The 14,096-nt window shown below is 56.1% G+C and carries 15 protein-coding genes; 8 read left to right on the forward strand and 7 right to left on the reverse strand.

The genetic code is table 11. The annotated features are described in order from the left end of the window. Positions 1–99: 99 nt before the first annotated feature. The 7 genes from SB719_RS14380 to SB719_RS14410 form a co-directional block, all read right to left on the reverse strand. Positions 100–1,332, reverse strand: coding sequence for a vWA domain-containing protein (locus SB719_RS14380; protein WP_065648023.1), 1,233 nt, complete (start codon positions 1,330–1,332; stop codon positions 100–102). Between the two features lie 75 nt (positions 1,333–1,407). Beyond that, positions 1,408–1,983, reverse strand: coding sequence for a TerD family protein (locus tag SB719_RS14385; RefSeq protein ID WP_040113372.1), 576 nt, complete (start codon positions 1,981–1,983; stop codon positions 1,408–1,410). 69 nt (positions 1,984–2,052) lie between these two features. Continuing rightward, entirely contained in the window at positions 2,053–2,631 is a 579-nt protein-coding gene (locus SB719_RS14390; RefSeq protein WP_040113371.1) for a TerD family protein, read from the reverse strand. Positions 2,632–2,699: 68 nt separating this feature from the next. After that, on the reverse strand, positions 2,700–3,734 hold the full coding sequence (locus SB719_RS14395) for a TerC/Alx family metal homeostasis membrane protein (RefSeq protein WP_065648022.1): 1,035 nt from the start codon (positions 3,732–3,734) through the stop codon (positions 2,700–2,702). 28 nt (positions 3,735–3,762) lie between these two features. Next, positions 3,763–4,218 carry a tellurite resistance TerB family protein gene (locus tag SB719_RS14400; protein WP_065648021.1) on the reverse strand — a complete coding sequence of 152 codons (456 nt, stop codon included), beginning with the start codon at positions 4,216–4,218 and terminating at the stop codon, positions 3,763–3,765. 12 nt (positions 4,219–4,230) lie between these two features. Continuing rightward, positions 4,231–5,391, reverse strand: coding sequence for a TerD family protein (locus SB719_RS14405; RefSeq protein ID WP_065648020.1), 1,161 nt, complete (start codon positions 5,389–5,391; stop codon positions 4,231–4,233). Beyond that, the gene (locus SB719_RS14410; RefSeq protein ID WP_094111573.1) at positions 5,391–5,969 is read right to left on the reverse strand and encodes a TerD family protein; all 579 of its coding nucleotides are present in this window, start codon (positions 5,967–5,969) and stop codon (positions 5,391–5,393) included. The genes SB719_RS14405 and SB719_RS14410 overlap by 1 nt, the downstream gene beginning before the upstream one ends. A 307-nt stretch (positions 5,970–6,276) precedes the next feature. Here SB719_RS14410 and SB719_RS14415 point away from each other — a divergent pair, with 307 nt between their 5' ends. The 8 genes from SB719_RS14415 (at position 6,277) to SB719_RS14450 (ending at position 14,050) form a co-directional block, all read left to right on the forward strand. Then, the gene (locus SB719_RS14415; protein WP_065648018.1) at positions 6,277–7,374 is read left to right on the forward strand and encodes an ATP-grasp domain-containing protein; all 1,098 of its coding nucleotides are present in this window, start codon (positions 6,277–6,279) and stop codon (positions 7,372–7,374) included. Further along, positions 7,371–8,504, forward strand: a complete 1,134-nt coding sequence (locus SB719_RS14420) for a phosphoribosyltransferase domain-containing protein (protein WP_369826835.1) — start codon at positions 7,371–7,373, stop codon at positions 8,502–8,504. Before SB719_RS14415 ends, SB719_RS14420 begins: the two co-directional genes overlap by 4 nt. Then, on the forward strand, positions 8,497–9,288 hold the full coding sequence (locus SB719_RS14425) for a hypothetical protein (protein WP_094111571.1): 792 nt from the start codon (positions 8,497–8,499) through the stop codon (positions 9,286–9,288). The genes SB719_RS14420 and SB719_RS14425 overlap by 8 nt, the downstream gene beginning before the upstream one ends. Next, positions 9,275–10,360 (forward strand): cysteine protease StiP family protein, encoded by a 1,086-nt coding sequence (locus SB719_RS14430; RefSeq protein ID WP_065648016.1) that lies wholly within the window; start codon positions 9,275–9,277, stop codon positions 10,358–10,360. The genes SB719_RS14425 and SB719_RS14430 overlap by 14 nt, the downstream gene beginning before the upstream one ends. Before the next feature lies 1 nt (position 10,361). Further along, entirely contained in the window at positions 10,362–11,294 is a 933-nt protein-coding gene (locus tag SB719_RS14435) for an HpcH/HpaI aldolase/citrate lyase family protein (protein WP_065648015.1), read from the forward strand. Positions 11,295–11,324: 30 nt separating this feature from the next. Beyond that, on the forward strand, positions 11,325–11,780 hold the full coding sequence (locus SB719_RS14440) for a hypothetical protein (protein WP_065648014.1): 456 nt from the start codon (positions 11,325–11,327) through the stop codon (positions 11,778–11,780). Positions 11,781–11,959: 179 nt separating this feature from the next. Further along, positions 11,960–13,513, forward strand: a complete 1,554-nt coding sequence (locus tag SB719_RS14445; protein WP_065648052.1) for a diguanylate cyclase — start codon at positions 11,960–11,962, stop codon at positions 13,511–13,513. Between the two features lie 93 nt (positions 13,514–13,606). Further along, positions 13,607–14,050, forward strand: coding sequence for a DUF4174 domain-containing protein (locus SB719_RS14450; protein ID WP_065648013.1), 444 nt, complete (start codon positions 13,607–13,609; stop codon positions 14,048–14,050). Positions 14,051–14,096 lie beyond the last annotated feature (46 nt).

A 14,096-nucleotide genomic window follows, 5' to 3' on the forward strand; every position in this document is an offset into this window, starting at 1 on the left:
TAGTTATCCGCAATTGATACCGTATTGACATTGATTTGCATAAAACTTGCAGCGTTCTGACTGTAAACCGCAGCAGCAGGAAAAACGCTCTGCCGTACCTTATCGCAGAATACGTTTTTGCTTTGCTGCATCCAGCCAGTCACGAAACTCCACCAGCAGCCAGTCGTAAAGCTGCTCATCGCTGATATTTCCGACATCATCAACCGGAAAAAAATGTGTATTGTCGATCAGGCGATCGGTAAAGGTATCCAGACGCTCCAGCACGCCATAATTATTGCCGCCCAGGCCTAAGAATTTATAAAAAACTGGCAGTGTGGCGGACTCTCTGAGTTTCTCTTTGATAAGGCGTGTTTTATTGATGCCGCCATCGGTAATAAAGACCACATACACCGGTAGTGTGGCGTCGCGATAGGTATTGTTAATCGCTTCCAGTACCGGTGGCTCATTGTTCGTGCCGCCCAGACCCGGCAGGATTTCCCACATCGTCCGCCTGCCGTCGTTGCGAATACGATCGATGTAACCCTCAAGGTTATCCAGTGACACATCCTCGTACTGACGAAATTTTTCGCCAAACGCCCAGACCGGCATGCTGCCGTCATCATCAAACTGCACGGCCAGCGCCGCTACCCGCTCCAGCACCTTCTGCACATTACCGCGCTTAAACTGTGCCGTCATGGAGCCTGACGCATCCAGCACAAAGGCGACCTGCGCTTTAACTTCTGAGAGCCGGTGTTTCTCCAGACTGACGCGGATTGGTTTTGCCAGGCTGACCAGTTGCGGCAGTTTTTCAAGCTTCTTCTCCAGGCTAACCGCGGGTACTGATGCGATCACAGGTTCTGCTACATCCACGCCAAAATGCAGCGCCAGCGGATGAAGGCCTCCATCAAATCCCTGCCCGACCGCTCGCAGTTTCCACTGTTCGTTATGACGATAGAGATGGCAGACAATCAGGGCTTTCTCGCGTCGATCGCCGGGTGCGATATCGTAGCGATGTTCACCACACTGCAGAGTAAGCTGCTGTAAACCCCCTACTGTATCGCTGCCATCGATAACCAGCGTAACAGCAATACGCATGACGGCAGCGGGTAGCGCGTGAAGCTGAATCTGAAAACGCGCCTCTCCGGCATGGCTGTGCATGACAATACTGCGGTTTTCGTTATGCGGCTGGTTGAAAAAAATCATCGACGAATCACCGAGGACTTTTTCATTTGCGCCGAGCAAAAACGCTGAAGCATCAATGTCGCTGCTGAATCCAGGCCTGGTTTTCCAGGTCAGGCAGAGTTCAGGACACGTGCTATTAAGAGCAATATTCTGTCCGGTGGTCAGTTCCATATTTCACTCCCTGTGGGTGGTTAACAGACAAAAAAAAGCCCCTTCACGGGGAAGAGGCTCTTTTGCAGCAGTCCGTTACACGGATACGCCGTGCTGAGCTGCCAGCGCTTTCAGGCCGCCGGCAAAGCCCTGGCCCACCGCTTTAAATTTCCACTCACCGTTGTGACGATAGAGCTCGCCGAAGACCATGGCCGTTTCGGTGCTGGCATCTTCTGACAGATCGTAACGGGCGATTTCGCTGTTGTTGTCTTCGTTAACAATACGGATGTAGGCATTAGAGACCATACCGAAGTTCTGCTTACGCGCTTCCGCATCGTAGATGGTTACCGCAAAAACGGCTTTCTGCACGTCGGCGGGCACGGTAGCCAGCGAAATTTTTACCTGCTCATCGTCACCCTCGCCTTCACCGGTGCGGTTGTCGCCCTGATGCGCGACAGAGCCGTCCGGGCTGGTGGCGTTGTTGAAGAACACGAAGTGCTGATCGGATAACACTTTGCCATCTGCGCCGACCAGAAAGACCGATGCATCCAGGTCAAACGCCTGACCATCGGTGACGCGTGAGTCCCAGCCCAGACCAGCAATCGCTTTGGTCATGGTTGGGGCTTCTTTGGACAGGTTTACGTTACCGCCTTTTGTCAGATTAACTGCCATGGTGAAATCCTCTTTGCTTGTGGCTGATGCCCGGCCAGACCGGGCAGATAATGGGTATGTGACTGCGGATCAGGACGCGTTGATACCATACTGCGCGCAGACTGAGGCCAGGCCGCCTGCATAGCCCTGACCAACGGCGCGGAATTTCCACTCGCCCGCGTGGCGATAGAGCTCGCCAAACAGCATTGCGGTTTCCGTGCTGGCATCTTCAGACAGATCGTAACGCGCGGCTTCCACGTTGCTGTCGTTGTTGACCAGACGGATAAAGGCGTTTGCCACCTGCCCGAATGACTGGCGGCGGGTTGCGGCATCATGAATGGTGACCACAAAAACAATTTTGGTCACGTCCTGCGGTACGCGGTCCAGTTCAACGATCAGCGATTCGTCATCCCCGTCACCTTCACCGGTACGGTTGTCACCGGTATGGGTCACGGAACCATCAGCCGATTTCAGATTGTTGTAAAAAATGAAGTCGTGATCGCCACGCACCTTGCCTGCATCGGTGAGCAGAAAAGCGGAGGCGTCAAGGTCAAAATCCTGACCGTCAGTGGAGCGGGTATCCCAGCCCAGACCAATTTTCACATTTTTCAGTGAAGGGTCGACTTTTGCCAGGGAGACGTTGCCGCCTTTAGAGAGAGTCACTGCCATGTTATTTTCCTCACGTCGTGCATACGCTGTATGCGGTATTCAATAGCGCGGCCGGGCCGCGCCCTGACTTACTCTGCCTGCTCTTCTTTTTTACCCGGGAACAGCAGGCTCGCGATAATCCCCAGTGCCAGCACGCCCAGTACGACATAGAGGCTGGTGGTTGCGCCGATAGCGTAACCGTGATGGAAGAAGTGCTCGGTCGCGTTCAGGCCCAGCTTGAAGGCGATAAAGAACAGCAGCACGATCACCGCTTTTTCCAGATGCACCAGATACTGCTTCAGTCCTTCCAGCACGAAATAGAGTGTACGCAGACCAAGGATAGCGAACATCATGGCGCTGTACACAATCAGCGGCTCGCGGCTGACCGCGATCACGGCCGGCACCGAGTCGAACGCAAACATCACATCTGAAAGTTCAACCACAGCTAAACAGAGCAGCATCGGCGTAGCGTAGCGGGCCGCTTTGCTCACGCGACCTACCTGCACATCCGCGTTCTCCGGCTTAGCGAGTTCAGCATCGACCTCTTTCTGGCTCAGCACAAAGGCGCTGCCTTTGAGTTTTGGCCAGATTGGATAGAAACGTTTGACCATGCGGTAAGCAAAGTGCTGTGAGTAATCTTCGATCTCATCATCGTCATCGCCGCTTTTCAGCATCATCACAGCCGTCCAGCCTACGATAACGGCAAATACCACTTCCACCCACGGACCGAGCGCCAGCAGGCCTGTACCGATGGCAACAAAAACGCCGCGGAACACGATGGCACCGATAATGCCCCAGTAGAGCACGCGGTGACGGTAGTTATTAGGAATGGCAAACCAGGAGAAGATCGCCATCATGACAAACAGGTTGTCTACCGACAGGACTTTTTCCAGCGCATAGCCGGTCACAAACAGGCTGGCCACTTCCGCGCCGTGATGGACATACAGGAAGCCTGCAAAGGCCAGCGCCATCAGGATCCAGAATACTGACCAGCCCGCCGCGCTTTTCAGCGAAATAGGTTTGTCATGCCGGTGCATGAACAGGTCGATAAAAATAGCTCCGACAGAGAGCAGTAAAAACACCGCTACCGTTTCAATCGGAAACCCGATATGGGTCGATTCCATCTATTAGCTCCAGAAAAGTCAGTAACGGTTACAGGCCAAATTCAGCGGGCTGAAAGCCCAGCGCCTGAATAATTTCGCGGGCGTTAGCCTGCTCAGTGGCGTCAAAGTCACCGTCGCTTTTGGCCACGGCAATACCCACCCGGACCGCAAGCTGCGCCTGTTCCGGTTTATTTTTTAAGGCGAGGATATATTTCATTGTTTCACCCTTGCCCACTTCCATATCGAAAGAGAATGAGGTCACCAGCTTTTCAAAAAACTGGATCACCTCATTGGTGTCGAAAATACTCAGCTCCGGCGACGCCCGCAGGAACCCCATCATTTTCTGCTTCTCTTCGCTGCTGACGCCGTCGCTGGCAACAGCAATACGGGCACAGACGGCCACGGTGCCTTCGAGAAAGGCGCGGTTTTTGTAGCGGCTTACCTGTTTTGTCAGCTCGTCGCGGCCGGCGTTAAATTTGTCTTTAAGAGAGTTAAAAAAGCTCATAATTACTCCTGATTACTTGGAACCGGCGCGCCAGTTAAAGCCCCAGCCAAACGCCTGATCGAGTTCCTGATGGCCGCTGAAATAGCGGTTGATACGCTCTACGCGGATTGCGCCGTTGTCGTTAATCAGACGGGCAATCGCACACATGTTTTGCCGGTTGTTGCCTTCAGTAAGCGCGGTTTCCACCGGCGGCTGTCCCGGAACCTGAATGGTCACCATGCCGTCAGTGTTTTCCCAGCTCGGCACACCTTCATAGATAAAGGTAAAGATCAGGACTTCTTTGATCTGCTTCCATTCGCTGCCGTTGATATGGATCCACTCACCGTCGCTGACGGCGCCGGTACGGTCATCGCCCTTCAGCTCAACGAAGGGTTCGCTGCGGAAGCTGCCAAATTTGTTGCCCAGCGCCTGTACGATAGTGCGATAGCCATCTTTCAGCTCCACAAACGCAGCCAGATCAAGGTCAACACCTTTGTTATTGTTAAAGATGCCCTTCAGGAAACCGCCGCCGCTGTTGCCGGCAGCGCGCTGGTTCCAGTTCAGGTTGACGCGGATCTGACCATAGTCATCCTTTTTCGTCAGGCTGATGGAGGGCTTCTCTTTTGTCAGACTGACTTTGCTCAGATTTACGACGGGCTGTGGTGCTGGTGCCGGAGCCGGTGCGGGCGCAGCGCTGCTCTCATCCACTTCTATACCAAAGTGTTCAGCCAGCGGCTGCAGGCCGCCGTTAAAGCCCTGAGAGACAAAGCGGAACTTCCATTCGCCGTTACGACGATAAAGCTCGCCCAGGATCAGCGCAGCCTCACTGCGTCCGGTGGTATCAACATCACACTGCACCAGCACGCTTCCGCCGGCTTCGACCTGAATGGCGAGACGCGCCAGTGACGCAACGGTTTTGCCGGCATCACAGGTGGCGGTAAAGGCTATTTTCTGCACATCGCTTTTCAGCGTTGCCAGATTAACGGTAAACATGGTTTCGTTGCCGGACGCGGAAAGACGCACTGTACTGTCATCATTTTCGCGCTGGCCATAAAACACCATGTCCGAATCGCCGCGCACTTTGCCGTTGTCATAGAGACGAAACGCTGAGATATCGACCGGTACGCCAGAGGAGACACGCACCACCAGCGATTGATTAGGTACGGGGGCATTGCCCCCTGGCGTCAGGTTCATCAGTAGAGTACCGCCTGAATATCGGGGATCATGTCCTGAATGGTGCGGGCACGCGAAGCGTTGCCGTGCGCAGTAAAGTTCCACTCGCCGCCGCTGCGGCGCAGTGAAGCTATTACGACCGCCGTATGCGAGCCCTGCTCGGTCAGGGTAAATTTCGCCAGCTCTTTGCCCTGCTGATCAACAACGCGACAGAAGGCATTCGCTACATCGTTGAAGGTTTGCCCGGTAAAGCTGTTTACCGTCAGCACCAGGCTTTCAATGCTGGCTGGCAGACGCGACAGATCGGCTTTGATCACCTCATCATCGCCGTCGCCTTCGCCAGTACGGTTATCGCCGCTGTGGACTATTGAACCATCATTTGAACGAAGCTGGCGGAACCAGACGGTGTCCACCACGCCACCGTGCGCGTCAAGCAGCACGCAGCTGGCATCAAGATCAATGCTATCGCCCCCGCCGAGAAGTTTGCCAAAGAGTCCTTTCTTTTTGGCAGGATCCCAGCCGAGTCCGAACTGAATTTGAGAAATCGCACTGCTGGATTTCGCCAGCGAAATTGTCTGATTCTTACTTAAAGATACCATCACTTCTCCTTAATGAGTGGTTAGCTGCTGCAGTAAAAACGCCGATCAATTTAACAGCTCAGCAATCATAACATGAGTTTTATCCTGCGCAAGAAAACAATCATCATATGATTACTTTCAGTTATGAATGTAATGTTTTATAAAGAATTATCTATTTTTATTGGTAAGGCGGTAACTGTCATTAATCTGTAAATGAAGCGAGGTGCTTTATTAGTTTATTCAATCATAATATGATTGCCTGAATGTTCTGGCGTTCACCTGACGGCGCCAGCAGGCCCTGCGCTGCAAAAATAAGGAATACAACACGATGAGTCAGCCGGATGCTATCTGGTTTATGGAAGGGGTTTCTTCCCAAAAAGATATTCTTGCGCTGGTGGCGCAGGCGCGACGTGCGGGCCGGCATGATTTCGTGCTGATTGCCTCTCACCGCTCCTCCCGCCCGGAAATTCTGGCGGAAGCAGATGTTGCTTATCTGGAACCTGAGGATGACGGTGCCCTATTCGCTTTTATCCGGCATGTCTGTCAGCAGCACCGGGTACGTGCCATCCACGCCGGCAAACGCGGAGCGTTGCTGGAGCAGCAGCGAACGGCTATTGAAGCGCTGGGTGTCAGGCTGGTAACAGGCGCTCGCGAGCGCGCCACCTTTACGCTCGCTGATAACAAAACCCGTTTTAGCGCGGAGATGAGCGCGCACGGTCTGCCTGCCGTACCTTCAATTGAAGTGCGCACGCCGGATGAGGTAGCGGCTGCGATAGCGCAGGTTGAGGCGCAGGGCCATCGACCCTGTATCAAACCGGTGCACGGCATCTATGGCATGGGGTTCTGGGTGCTGCGACGCGATGCGCATACCCTGAGCTTTTTTAACAACCCGGACAGCCGCCAGATCCATCCTGACGTGCTTATTGAGAGCCTGCGTCGTGCACAGCAGGCCGGTGAGTCGCTGCCGCTGCAGATTGTCATGCCCTGGCTTGCAGGTCCGGAACGCTCGGTAGATATGCTGGTGGAGAATGGCCGGGTCATTGCAGCCGTCGCCCGGCGCAAAGAGGGCTCAGTACAGGTTTTTGAACAGGAGACGCCCGCCTGGCGCCTGGCAGTTGCCTGTGCAGAGACGCTGCATGTGGATGGCCTGATTAATGTCCAGACCCGCAACGATGCTGAAGGGCATCCGGTGCTGCTGGAGGCTAACCTGCGTCCTTCTGGCGGTATCGGTTATACCGCGTTCAGCGGGATTAACCTGCCCGGCCTGTTTGCACTGCGTCAGCTGGAACTGATTTCCGCAGCGGACGCCATTGCGCAGCGTGCCGCGTTTAATCCGGTGCAGGTCATCCCGACCAATGCCGTTCAGCCTCTGCCACAGTGTGACCCTGTCACATGGTCTGCCAGCCCGGATGAGGAGTGCCGCTGATGACCGCTGCCTTACAGATCTATCAGCGCGAGCTGCCTGGCGGCACGCTGCGTGTAGAAACGACGAGCGAGACGCCACTGGAGACGCTGTTTGATATTGCCGCACGCCGCAATCCCAAACGGGCATTCCTTTTTGTCAGCAAAATACTGGGACGTCATATCCCGGTCAGTCCGGCCATCATGCGCGCCAGTTATGAGACGCTGGCAGCAAAACTGCCGCATGACCTTCCGGGGCCGGTGCTGTTTATCGGTATGGCCGAAACCGCCGTGGGTCTCGCCGCTGGCGTATTCCGCGCGGCCAGAGAGCAGATCGCTGAGCCGGTGTTCCTCACCAGCACCCGTCATCCGGTAGAAGGTGATTTGCTGTGTGAATTTAAAGAGGATCACAGTCACGCCACCGATCACCTTATCTATCTTCCGGCTGACGCTACGCTGCGCCGCCGTGCGCTGCAGGCGCGTACGCTGGTACTGATTGATGATGAAGCGACCACGGGCAATACGTTTCTGAATCTGCTGCAGGCGCTGCGCGAAGCGGGTCTGCAGGCGGTGACGCGTGTGGTCACCGTCACGCTCACCGACTGGAGCGGTGATGCCGTGCGTCATCATTGTCCGCTGCCGGTGGAGCCGGTTTCACTGGTTGCGGGCCGGTGGCACTGGACCCCACGCGCAGGGGCACCGGTACCGGTAATGCCTGCGGTAAACGTGACGGCGCAGGGCGCAGTGGCCCTCTCCGCCCGTCAGGACTGGGGACGGCTGGGGATGGCGGACGCTCACTGCCGCTTTGCAGACGATATGCACTCTGAGCCGGGCGAACGTATTCTGGTACTGGGATCGGGAGAATTTATCTGGCCACCTTTTCTGCTGGCAGAGCGTCTGGAGCAGCAGGGTGCCTGCGTGCGCTTTGGTTCACTGACGCGCTCGCCGATCTCAGAAGGTCTGGCGATTAGCTCCATACTCGCTTTCAGCGATAACTACGGTCTTGGCATGCCAAATTTTGTCTATAACGTGGCGCATCAGCAGTTTGATCGGGTGATTATCTGTGTTGAAACGCCCGCGGAGGCTGTCTGTCCCACCCTGCTGGCAGGATTACAGCAGACGGCCCCCCGCATTGAGGTGATCGCTTATGAATAAGCCGGTTGTGCTGTGCGATCTGGATGACACGCTGTTCCAGACGAAAAGAAAAATGCTGACCGAAACCCTGCAGACCCCGGTTGAAGTGGGCGCCTACGATCGCGAGCTGCAGCCGCGCAGCTTTATGTCACAGGAGCAGTCGATGCTGGTCTCCTGGCTGCTGCAGAGCGCAGAGCTGATCCCGGTGACCGCGCGCGGTACGGAAGAGACGGCGCGCGTGGCGCTGCCTTTTACATCCTGGAAAGTCATGACGCACGGCGCGGTTATTGCGTCACCTGACGGCAGCCTTAACCGCGCCTGGCAGGATCGTATTACCAGCGAGCTGTCAGCCATGCGGGCACAGCTGGTTAGCTATCGCCAGCAGCTGAGCGATGCGCTGGATCGCGCTGGCCTTAATGCCTGGTGCCGCATGAACTACGAGTATGATGGTGTCCCGATCTATTTTGTGATGAAACATCGCGACAGCACGCAGATTGCCGAACTCTATGCGTTCAATGCGCAGATGCAGCAGCAGCTCGATACGCGGGGCTTTTATATCCATGCCAATGGCAACAATATCGCCTGGATCCCTGACTGCATTCAGAAGGGGCATGCGGTGGCGTGGCTGTTGCAGCAGCTGCGCGACACGCGTGGCCCATTCCCGGTAATGGGGCTGGGCGATAGCCTCAGCGATTTCAGCTTTATGCAGCACTGTGACTGGTTTGGCATGCCCGCCCGCAGCCAGTTTACTGACGCCATCCGCCGCCATATTTTTGACAAGGCCGACGCCCATGAAAAACCCTGAATTACAGCAGCTGCATGGCACCTATCTGCCCTCGGACGTGCAGTTTTTGCTGAATCCGGTTCAGCTTGAGATGACGCCGGTCGATGAGAAAGAGCGCCTGATCCAGTCCGGCCAGAAGCACTATTCCGAGATGCTGAGCCAGGAGCCGGCGCCGTCTGCGGCGCATCTGGAGATATTTAACTGCGCGCTGGAGATGGGCAGCGCCCGGCTTGCACGTGACGTTGTGACGCTGGCTAAAGGGCTGATAGCTCAGGCCGCCGGGCAACCTGTGATTCTGGTTAGCCTGGTACGGGCCGGCGTGCCACCTGGCGTGATGCTGCAGCGCGCGCTGCGCGATATGGGCGTGGTATCGTATCACTACGGTATCAGCATTATCCGCGATCGCGGCATTGATGAAACTGCGCTGAGCCTGATTGAGGCGAAGCACGGCACAGAGGGCATCGTATTTGTGGATGGCTGGACCGGTAAGGGTGCCATCACCGGCCAGCTGATTGAGAGCCTGCGCGACCGGCCCGGCTACCCGCCGTTGCCGCGACTGGCGGTGCTGGCCGATCCGGCGGGCTGCGCCTGGCTTGCCGCCTCCGATGACGACTGGCTGATCCCGTTTGGCATTATGGGCGCGCCGGTTTCCGGCATGGTGTCACGTTCCCTGTGGAGCGCCTCTGGCCTGCACGGCTGCGTGCTGTGCGATCATCTGCTGGCGTATGACTGCAGTTTGCGCATGGTGGACACTGTAGACCGGTTCCGGCAGCAGCTGGATACGGCACAGATTGCTGCAGCGGTGCCTTACGCCACCCACCTTCGCAACCAGCAGGCGATTGCTCAGGCAGTGATTAACCAGCTGGCGGCGCAGTATCATATTCTTAACCGCAACCGTATCAAACCCGGCATTGCCGAAGCCACGCGCGCGGTGCTGCGCCGCGTGCCCGATCACGTCCTGGTCCGCAGTAAAACCGATCCGGATGTCGCCCTGCTGATGCATCTGGCCGCGCAAAAAGATATTCAGGTAAAAGAGATGGGCGATACGTTGGGGCAGTATCGTGCCGTAACCATTATCAGGAAGGTGTCGTGATATGAGCCTGCCACTCTCCCCCTGGATGCTGGGTGCCACGCTCTATATGCCTGCCACCCGCGGCGATCTGGCTGACGTGATCCTGCATGGAAAGATCCCCCAGCTGCGTTCGCTGGTGATCTGCCTGGAGGACGCCGTCAGCGAGCGGGATGTGACTCTGGCGCGGGATAACCTGCAGACTTTACTGCGCCAGCTTCAGCAGCAAACCCCCACGCATACCCCGCCGCTGGTGTTTATCCGGCCGCGCGATGAAGCCATGGCTGCCGCATTGCTGCACGATAGCGAATTGTCTGGTATCGACGGGTTTGTTTTACCGAAGTTTAATCAGGCTAACGTACTCTCCTGGTGGCGTCTGCTGGCGCCAACGTCGCTGCTGCTGATGCCGACGCTGGAAACGCGCGATGTTTTTGACAGCACCGCGATGCAACAGCTGGCAAGCCTGCTGGAACAGCACCCGTGCCGCGAGCGTATCCTGGCTCTGCGCATTGGCGGCAACGACCTGATGTCGGTTCTGGGACTGCGGCGCTCGCGCCACCTTACGCTCTATGAGGGGCCGCTGGGTTACGTGGTGAAAATGCTGGTGGCGACCTTTGCGTCGCGCGGGTTTGCGCTAACGGCCCCGGTGTGTGAACGCATCGAAGATGTGGCGCTGCTGGAGCGTGAGCTGGCGCTGGATGTGGCGCACGGGCTGGTCGGGAAAACGGCTATCCATCCGGCGCAGCTGGAGATCATTCAGCGCGGTCTGATGGCGGAGCAGAGCGACTACGAAGATGCGCTGCGCATCATGAATTCAGAACAGGCAGTATTTAAATCGCAGGGCGCAATGTGCGAACCTGCCACGCATCGCAACTGGGCTGCTGCTATGCTGGAGCGGTCTGCACACTGCGGTATTGTCAGCGCGTATACCGGCGCGGTTTACGCCCAGCGTCAGTGATCGCTATCTTTACTCTTTTAACGGTGTGCTATGCCTCTGAGCGCAAAACAGTACAGACAGTATCAGCTGGTCGCCTTGCTGAGCACGGGTAAACCCGTAGAAAAGGCGCTTTTACTGCAGCAAATGGCGTGCTCTGAACCGACGTTTGTGCGCGATTTACGTGAAATCCGCACCAGCTATCAGGCAGAGATCAGGTTTAATAAATCCGCCGGTAACTATCAGATGACCGGCGCCGGATCGCTGACGCCTAAAATCGTTAAAATGATGCGTGAAAGTCTCGCGTTACATGACAGCGCGGGTGCAGGACAGAATCTCTCTGCGTCAGTGATACTCGACAAAGAGGCCAAAAAGTCGGTTTCTCTCTCCTTGCGCCTGTCGGTATTACGTAAAATTCAGCTTTACGCTAACCGCCATAATCTTAATCGCAGTCAGGTGATTGAGTGGCTGGTTGAACAGAATCTGGGTAAGGGAGGCAAGAAGTCTTAACGCACGGGAATCAGGCCATTTGCTGAACAGTCCGGCGTTTATCAGCCGGCCTGAATCAGCCTGAAAACAGGAAAAAGCGAACAGCAAGTTACCCGCCAGATTGATAACCACTTCTGAACAGATTGTGGCTGATGTATGATGCCTGCCTGATTTCTGCCGCCTGCTCAGAACCCGACTCTATGCGAAAAAACTCACTTAACGCTTCAGGCTCTTCACTGCTAAAAACTTCGCTGGGAAAAAGCATGATGCTGTTTCTGGTATTGATTAGCCTGTTTGTGGTGGCAATCAACGCCTGGTCGCTGTGGAACTCCTGGCAGCAGATCATAAGTGAGAAGAAAGATGATGCGCGCAATCTCTCTGTATCGCTGGCCAAACATGCTGAAGATTCGTTTCTGCAGGTTGAGATCACCTTAGCCGATGCGGTCAGGCAGTTGCGTCAGCGCGGCAATGAGTACGCGGCGACGCCGGCGTTTTTGCACCAGCTCAAAGAGCAGCAGAGTAAACTGCCGCAGCTACATGGCCTGTTTGTCTATGATACTGACGGACACTGGATCGCCTCATCCGGTAACTTTGTGCCGACCAATGCCAGCAATGCTGATCGCGCCTACTTTTTATGGCACCGCAATCACAATGACACCAATCTGCTTATCAGCCGCGTTATCCGCAGCCGCTCTACCGGCGATCTGGTTATCCCGGTTTCAGTACGCCTGAACGACAGTCAGGGGAACTTTGCCGGTGTGGCGCTCGCCACGGTGCGCGTGGACTATTTCCGCCAGTATTACAGCTACTATGCGCTGGGCAATAAAGATACGCTGGGCCTCATTCTTGCTGACGCATCGGCCCTCTATATTCGCCCTTTCCCGGACGCCTATATTGGCAGAATGCTCTCCGCCAGCCCGCTGTTTAAAACTGAACTCAAATCTGCGTCCAGCGGCAACGCGACCTGGCGCTCCTCTCTTGATGGCATCGTGCGCGTTTACGGCTATGCGCGTCTGGAGCGCTATCCGCTGATTGTTACCGCCGGGTATGACCTTGCCGCAATACGCAAAGCGTGGCTTATCGGTAATCTGATTAATCTGCTGCTCAACCTGACGCTTCTGTTTGCCATTGCCGGCATGGGGCTTCTGGTGCTTCGCCAGGTAGGAACTAACGTCAGAAATCAGATTGAGCTGACCTTTGTGCGGGATGAACTTACCAGCATTAACCATACGCTGCAGTCGCTGGCACTGGTGGATGGTCTGACCGGGCTGGCCAACCGGCGACAGTTTGACGCCCTGCTCGACCAGGTGCTGCTGAAGTCATATAAAAGCGGCGATCCGGTGGCGCTGATCATGATCGATGTCGACTGTTTCAAGCATTATAACGATACTTACGGTCACGTTGCCGGCGATGAATGCCTGCAGGATGTGGCGCAGGCCCTGAAGAGCTGCGTGCATTATCATGGCGACGTTGTGGCGCGCTACGGTGGCGAAGAGTTCGCCATCATTCTGCCGAACACCGACTTTTCAGAAGCGCAAATTGTCGCCGGACAGGCGGTTAAGGCCGTAAGAGAGCTGGGGATTGCCCATGAGAGCAGCCTGGTCGCCGCAGGCGTCGTAACCGTGAGCGCAGGCTACTATTCACTGGTCTCTGCCGGGGAAGCGTCAGAAGCGGAACAGCTCAGACGCGAAGCGGACCAGGCGCTTTACCAGGCGAAACGCAGCGGCCGCGATCGGGCGTGCGGGCTGGTCTGACAGCGCTGAGCCAGGTAAAGAACCGTCAGATTCTGGCAAGTGGTTAATGCTCTGTCCAGACTTAGCCTGTTATTGCCAAAAAGGGGCCGGCTTATGCCTTCTGCATCGCGATTACGCTTCACCCTCAACGTTGTGCTGTTTACCCTGGCGCTGAACGGTGCGGCGCAGGCTGCCCGCCAGCCAGAACCGCTGTTTCAGACGCTGCAGCCAGCGCAGAATTCGCTGGAGAATTATCGCTGGCATAAGCGGCTGCTTGTGATCTTCGCCCCTTCTGACCGCGATACGGATTTCATACGGCAAATGGCGCTGTTGCAACAGCAGCAGGATGCGCTCAGGGAGCGTGATATCGTGGTGCTGAGCGATGTCCGCCCGGCGGACGGCGGCGCGCTGCGTGCGCAGCTTAATCCTGCCGGATTTGAAATTGTGCTGGTGGGTAAAGATGGTGGCATGAAACTGCGCGAGACCCGGCCGGTAAGCGCGGAGGCCCTGCTCTTACTGATTGACCGTATGCCGATGCGTCAGGCAGGCCAGAATTAGCGTAATAAAAAAGCGGGGCACTCAGGCCCCGCTCTTTTTACCGCTG

Origin of the sequence: Pantoea sp. SIMBA_079 (assembly GCF_046940275.1) — a bacterium.
Classification (GTDB): domain Bacteria; phylum Pseudomonadota; class Gammaproteobacteria; order Enterobacterales; family Enterobacteriaceae; genus Pantoea; species Pantoea borealis.

What these genes read in the sequence shown, in the direction of transcription:
- SB719_RS14415 (WP_065648018.1), top strand. Translation starts at nt 6,277, where the DNA reads ATGAGTCAGCCGGATGCTATCTGGTTTATGGAAGGGGTTTCTTCCCAA.
- SB719_RS14445 (WP_065648052.1), top strand. Translation starts at nt 11,960, where the DNA reads ATGCGAAAAAACTCACTTAACGCTTCAGGCTCTTCACTGCTAAAAACT.
- SB719_RS14440 (WP_065648014.1), top strand. Translation starts at nt 11,325, where the DNA reads ATGCCTCTGAGCGCAAAACAGTACAGACAGTATCAGCTGGTCGCCTTG.
- SB719_RS14390 (WP_040113371.1), bottom strand. Translation starts at nt 2,631, where the DNA reads ATGGCAGTGACTCTCTCTAAAGGCGGCAACGTCTCCCTGGCAAAAGTC.
- SB719_RS14380 (WP_065648023.1), bottom strand. Translation starts at nt 1,332, where the DNA reads ATGGAACTGACCACCGGACAGAATATTGCTCTTAATAGCACGTGTCCT.
- SB719_RS14405 (WP_065648020.1), bottom strand. Translation starts at nt 5,391, where the DNA reads ATGAACCTGACGCCAGGGGGCAATGCCCCCGTACCTAATCAATCGCTG.
- SB719_RS14425 (WP_094111571.1), top strand. Translation starts at nt 8,497, where the DNA reads ATGAATAAGCCGGTTGTGCTGTGCGATCTGGATGACACGCTGTTCCAG.
- SB719_RS14400 (WP_065648021.1), bottom strand. Translation starts at nt 4,218, where the DNA reads ATGAGCTTTTTTAACTCTCTTAAAGACAAATTTAACGCCGGCCGCGAC.
- SB719_RS14430 (WP_065648016.1), top strand. Translation starts at nt 9,275, where the DNA reads ATGAAAAACCCTGAATTACAGCAGCTGCATGGCACCTATCTGCCCTCG.
- SB719_RS14435 (WP_065648015.1), top strand. Translation starts at nt 10,362, where the DNA reads ATGAGCCTGCCACTCTCCCCCTGGATGCTGGGTGCCACGCTCTATATG.
- SB719_RS14395 (WP_065648022.1), bottom strand. Translation starts at nt 3,734, where the DNA reads ATGGAATCGACCCATATCGGGTTTCCGATTGAAACGGTAGCGGTGTTT.
- SB719_RS14450 (WP_065648013.1), top strand. Translation starts at nt 13,607, where the DNA reads ATGCCTTCTGCATCGCGATTACGCTTCACCCTCAACGTTGTGCTGTTT.
- SB719_RS14385 (WP_040113372.1), bottom strand. Translation starts at nt 1,983, where the DNA reads ATGGCAGTTAATCTGACAAAAGGCGGTAACGTAAACCTGTCCAAAGAA.
- SB719_RS14410 (WP_094111573.1), bottom strand. Translation starts at nt 5,969, where the DNA reads ATGGTATCTTTAAGTAAGAATCAGACAATTTCGCTGGCGAAATCCAGC.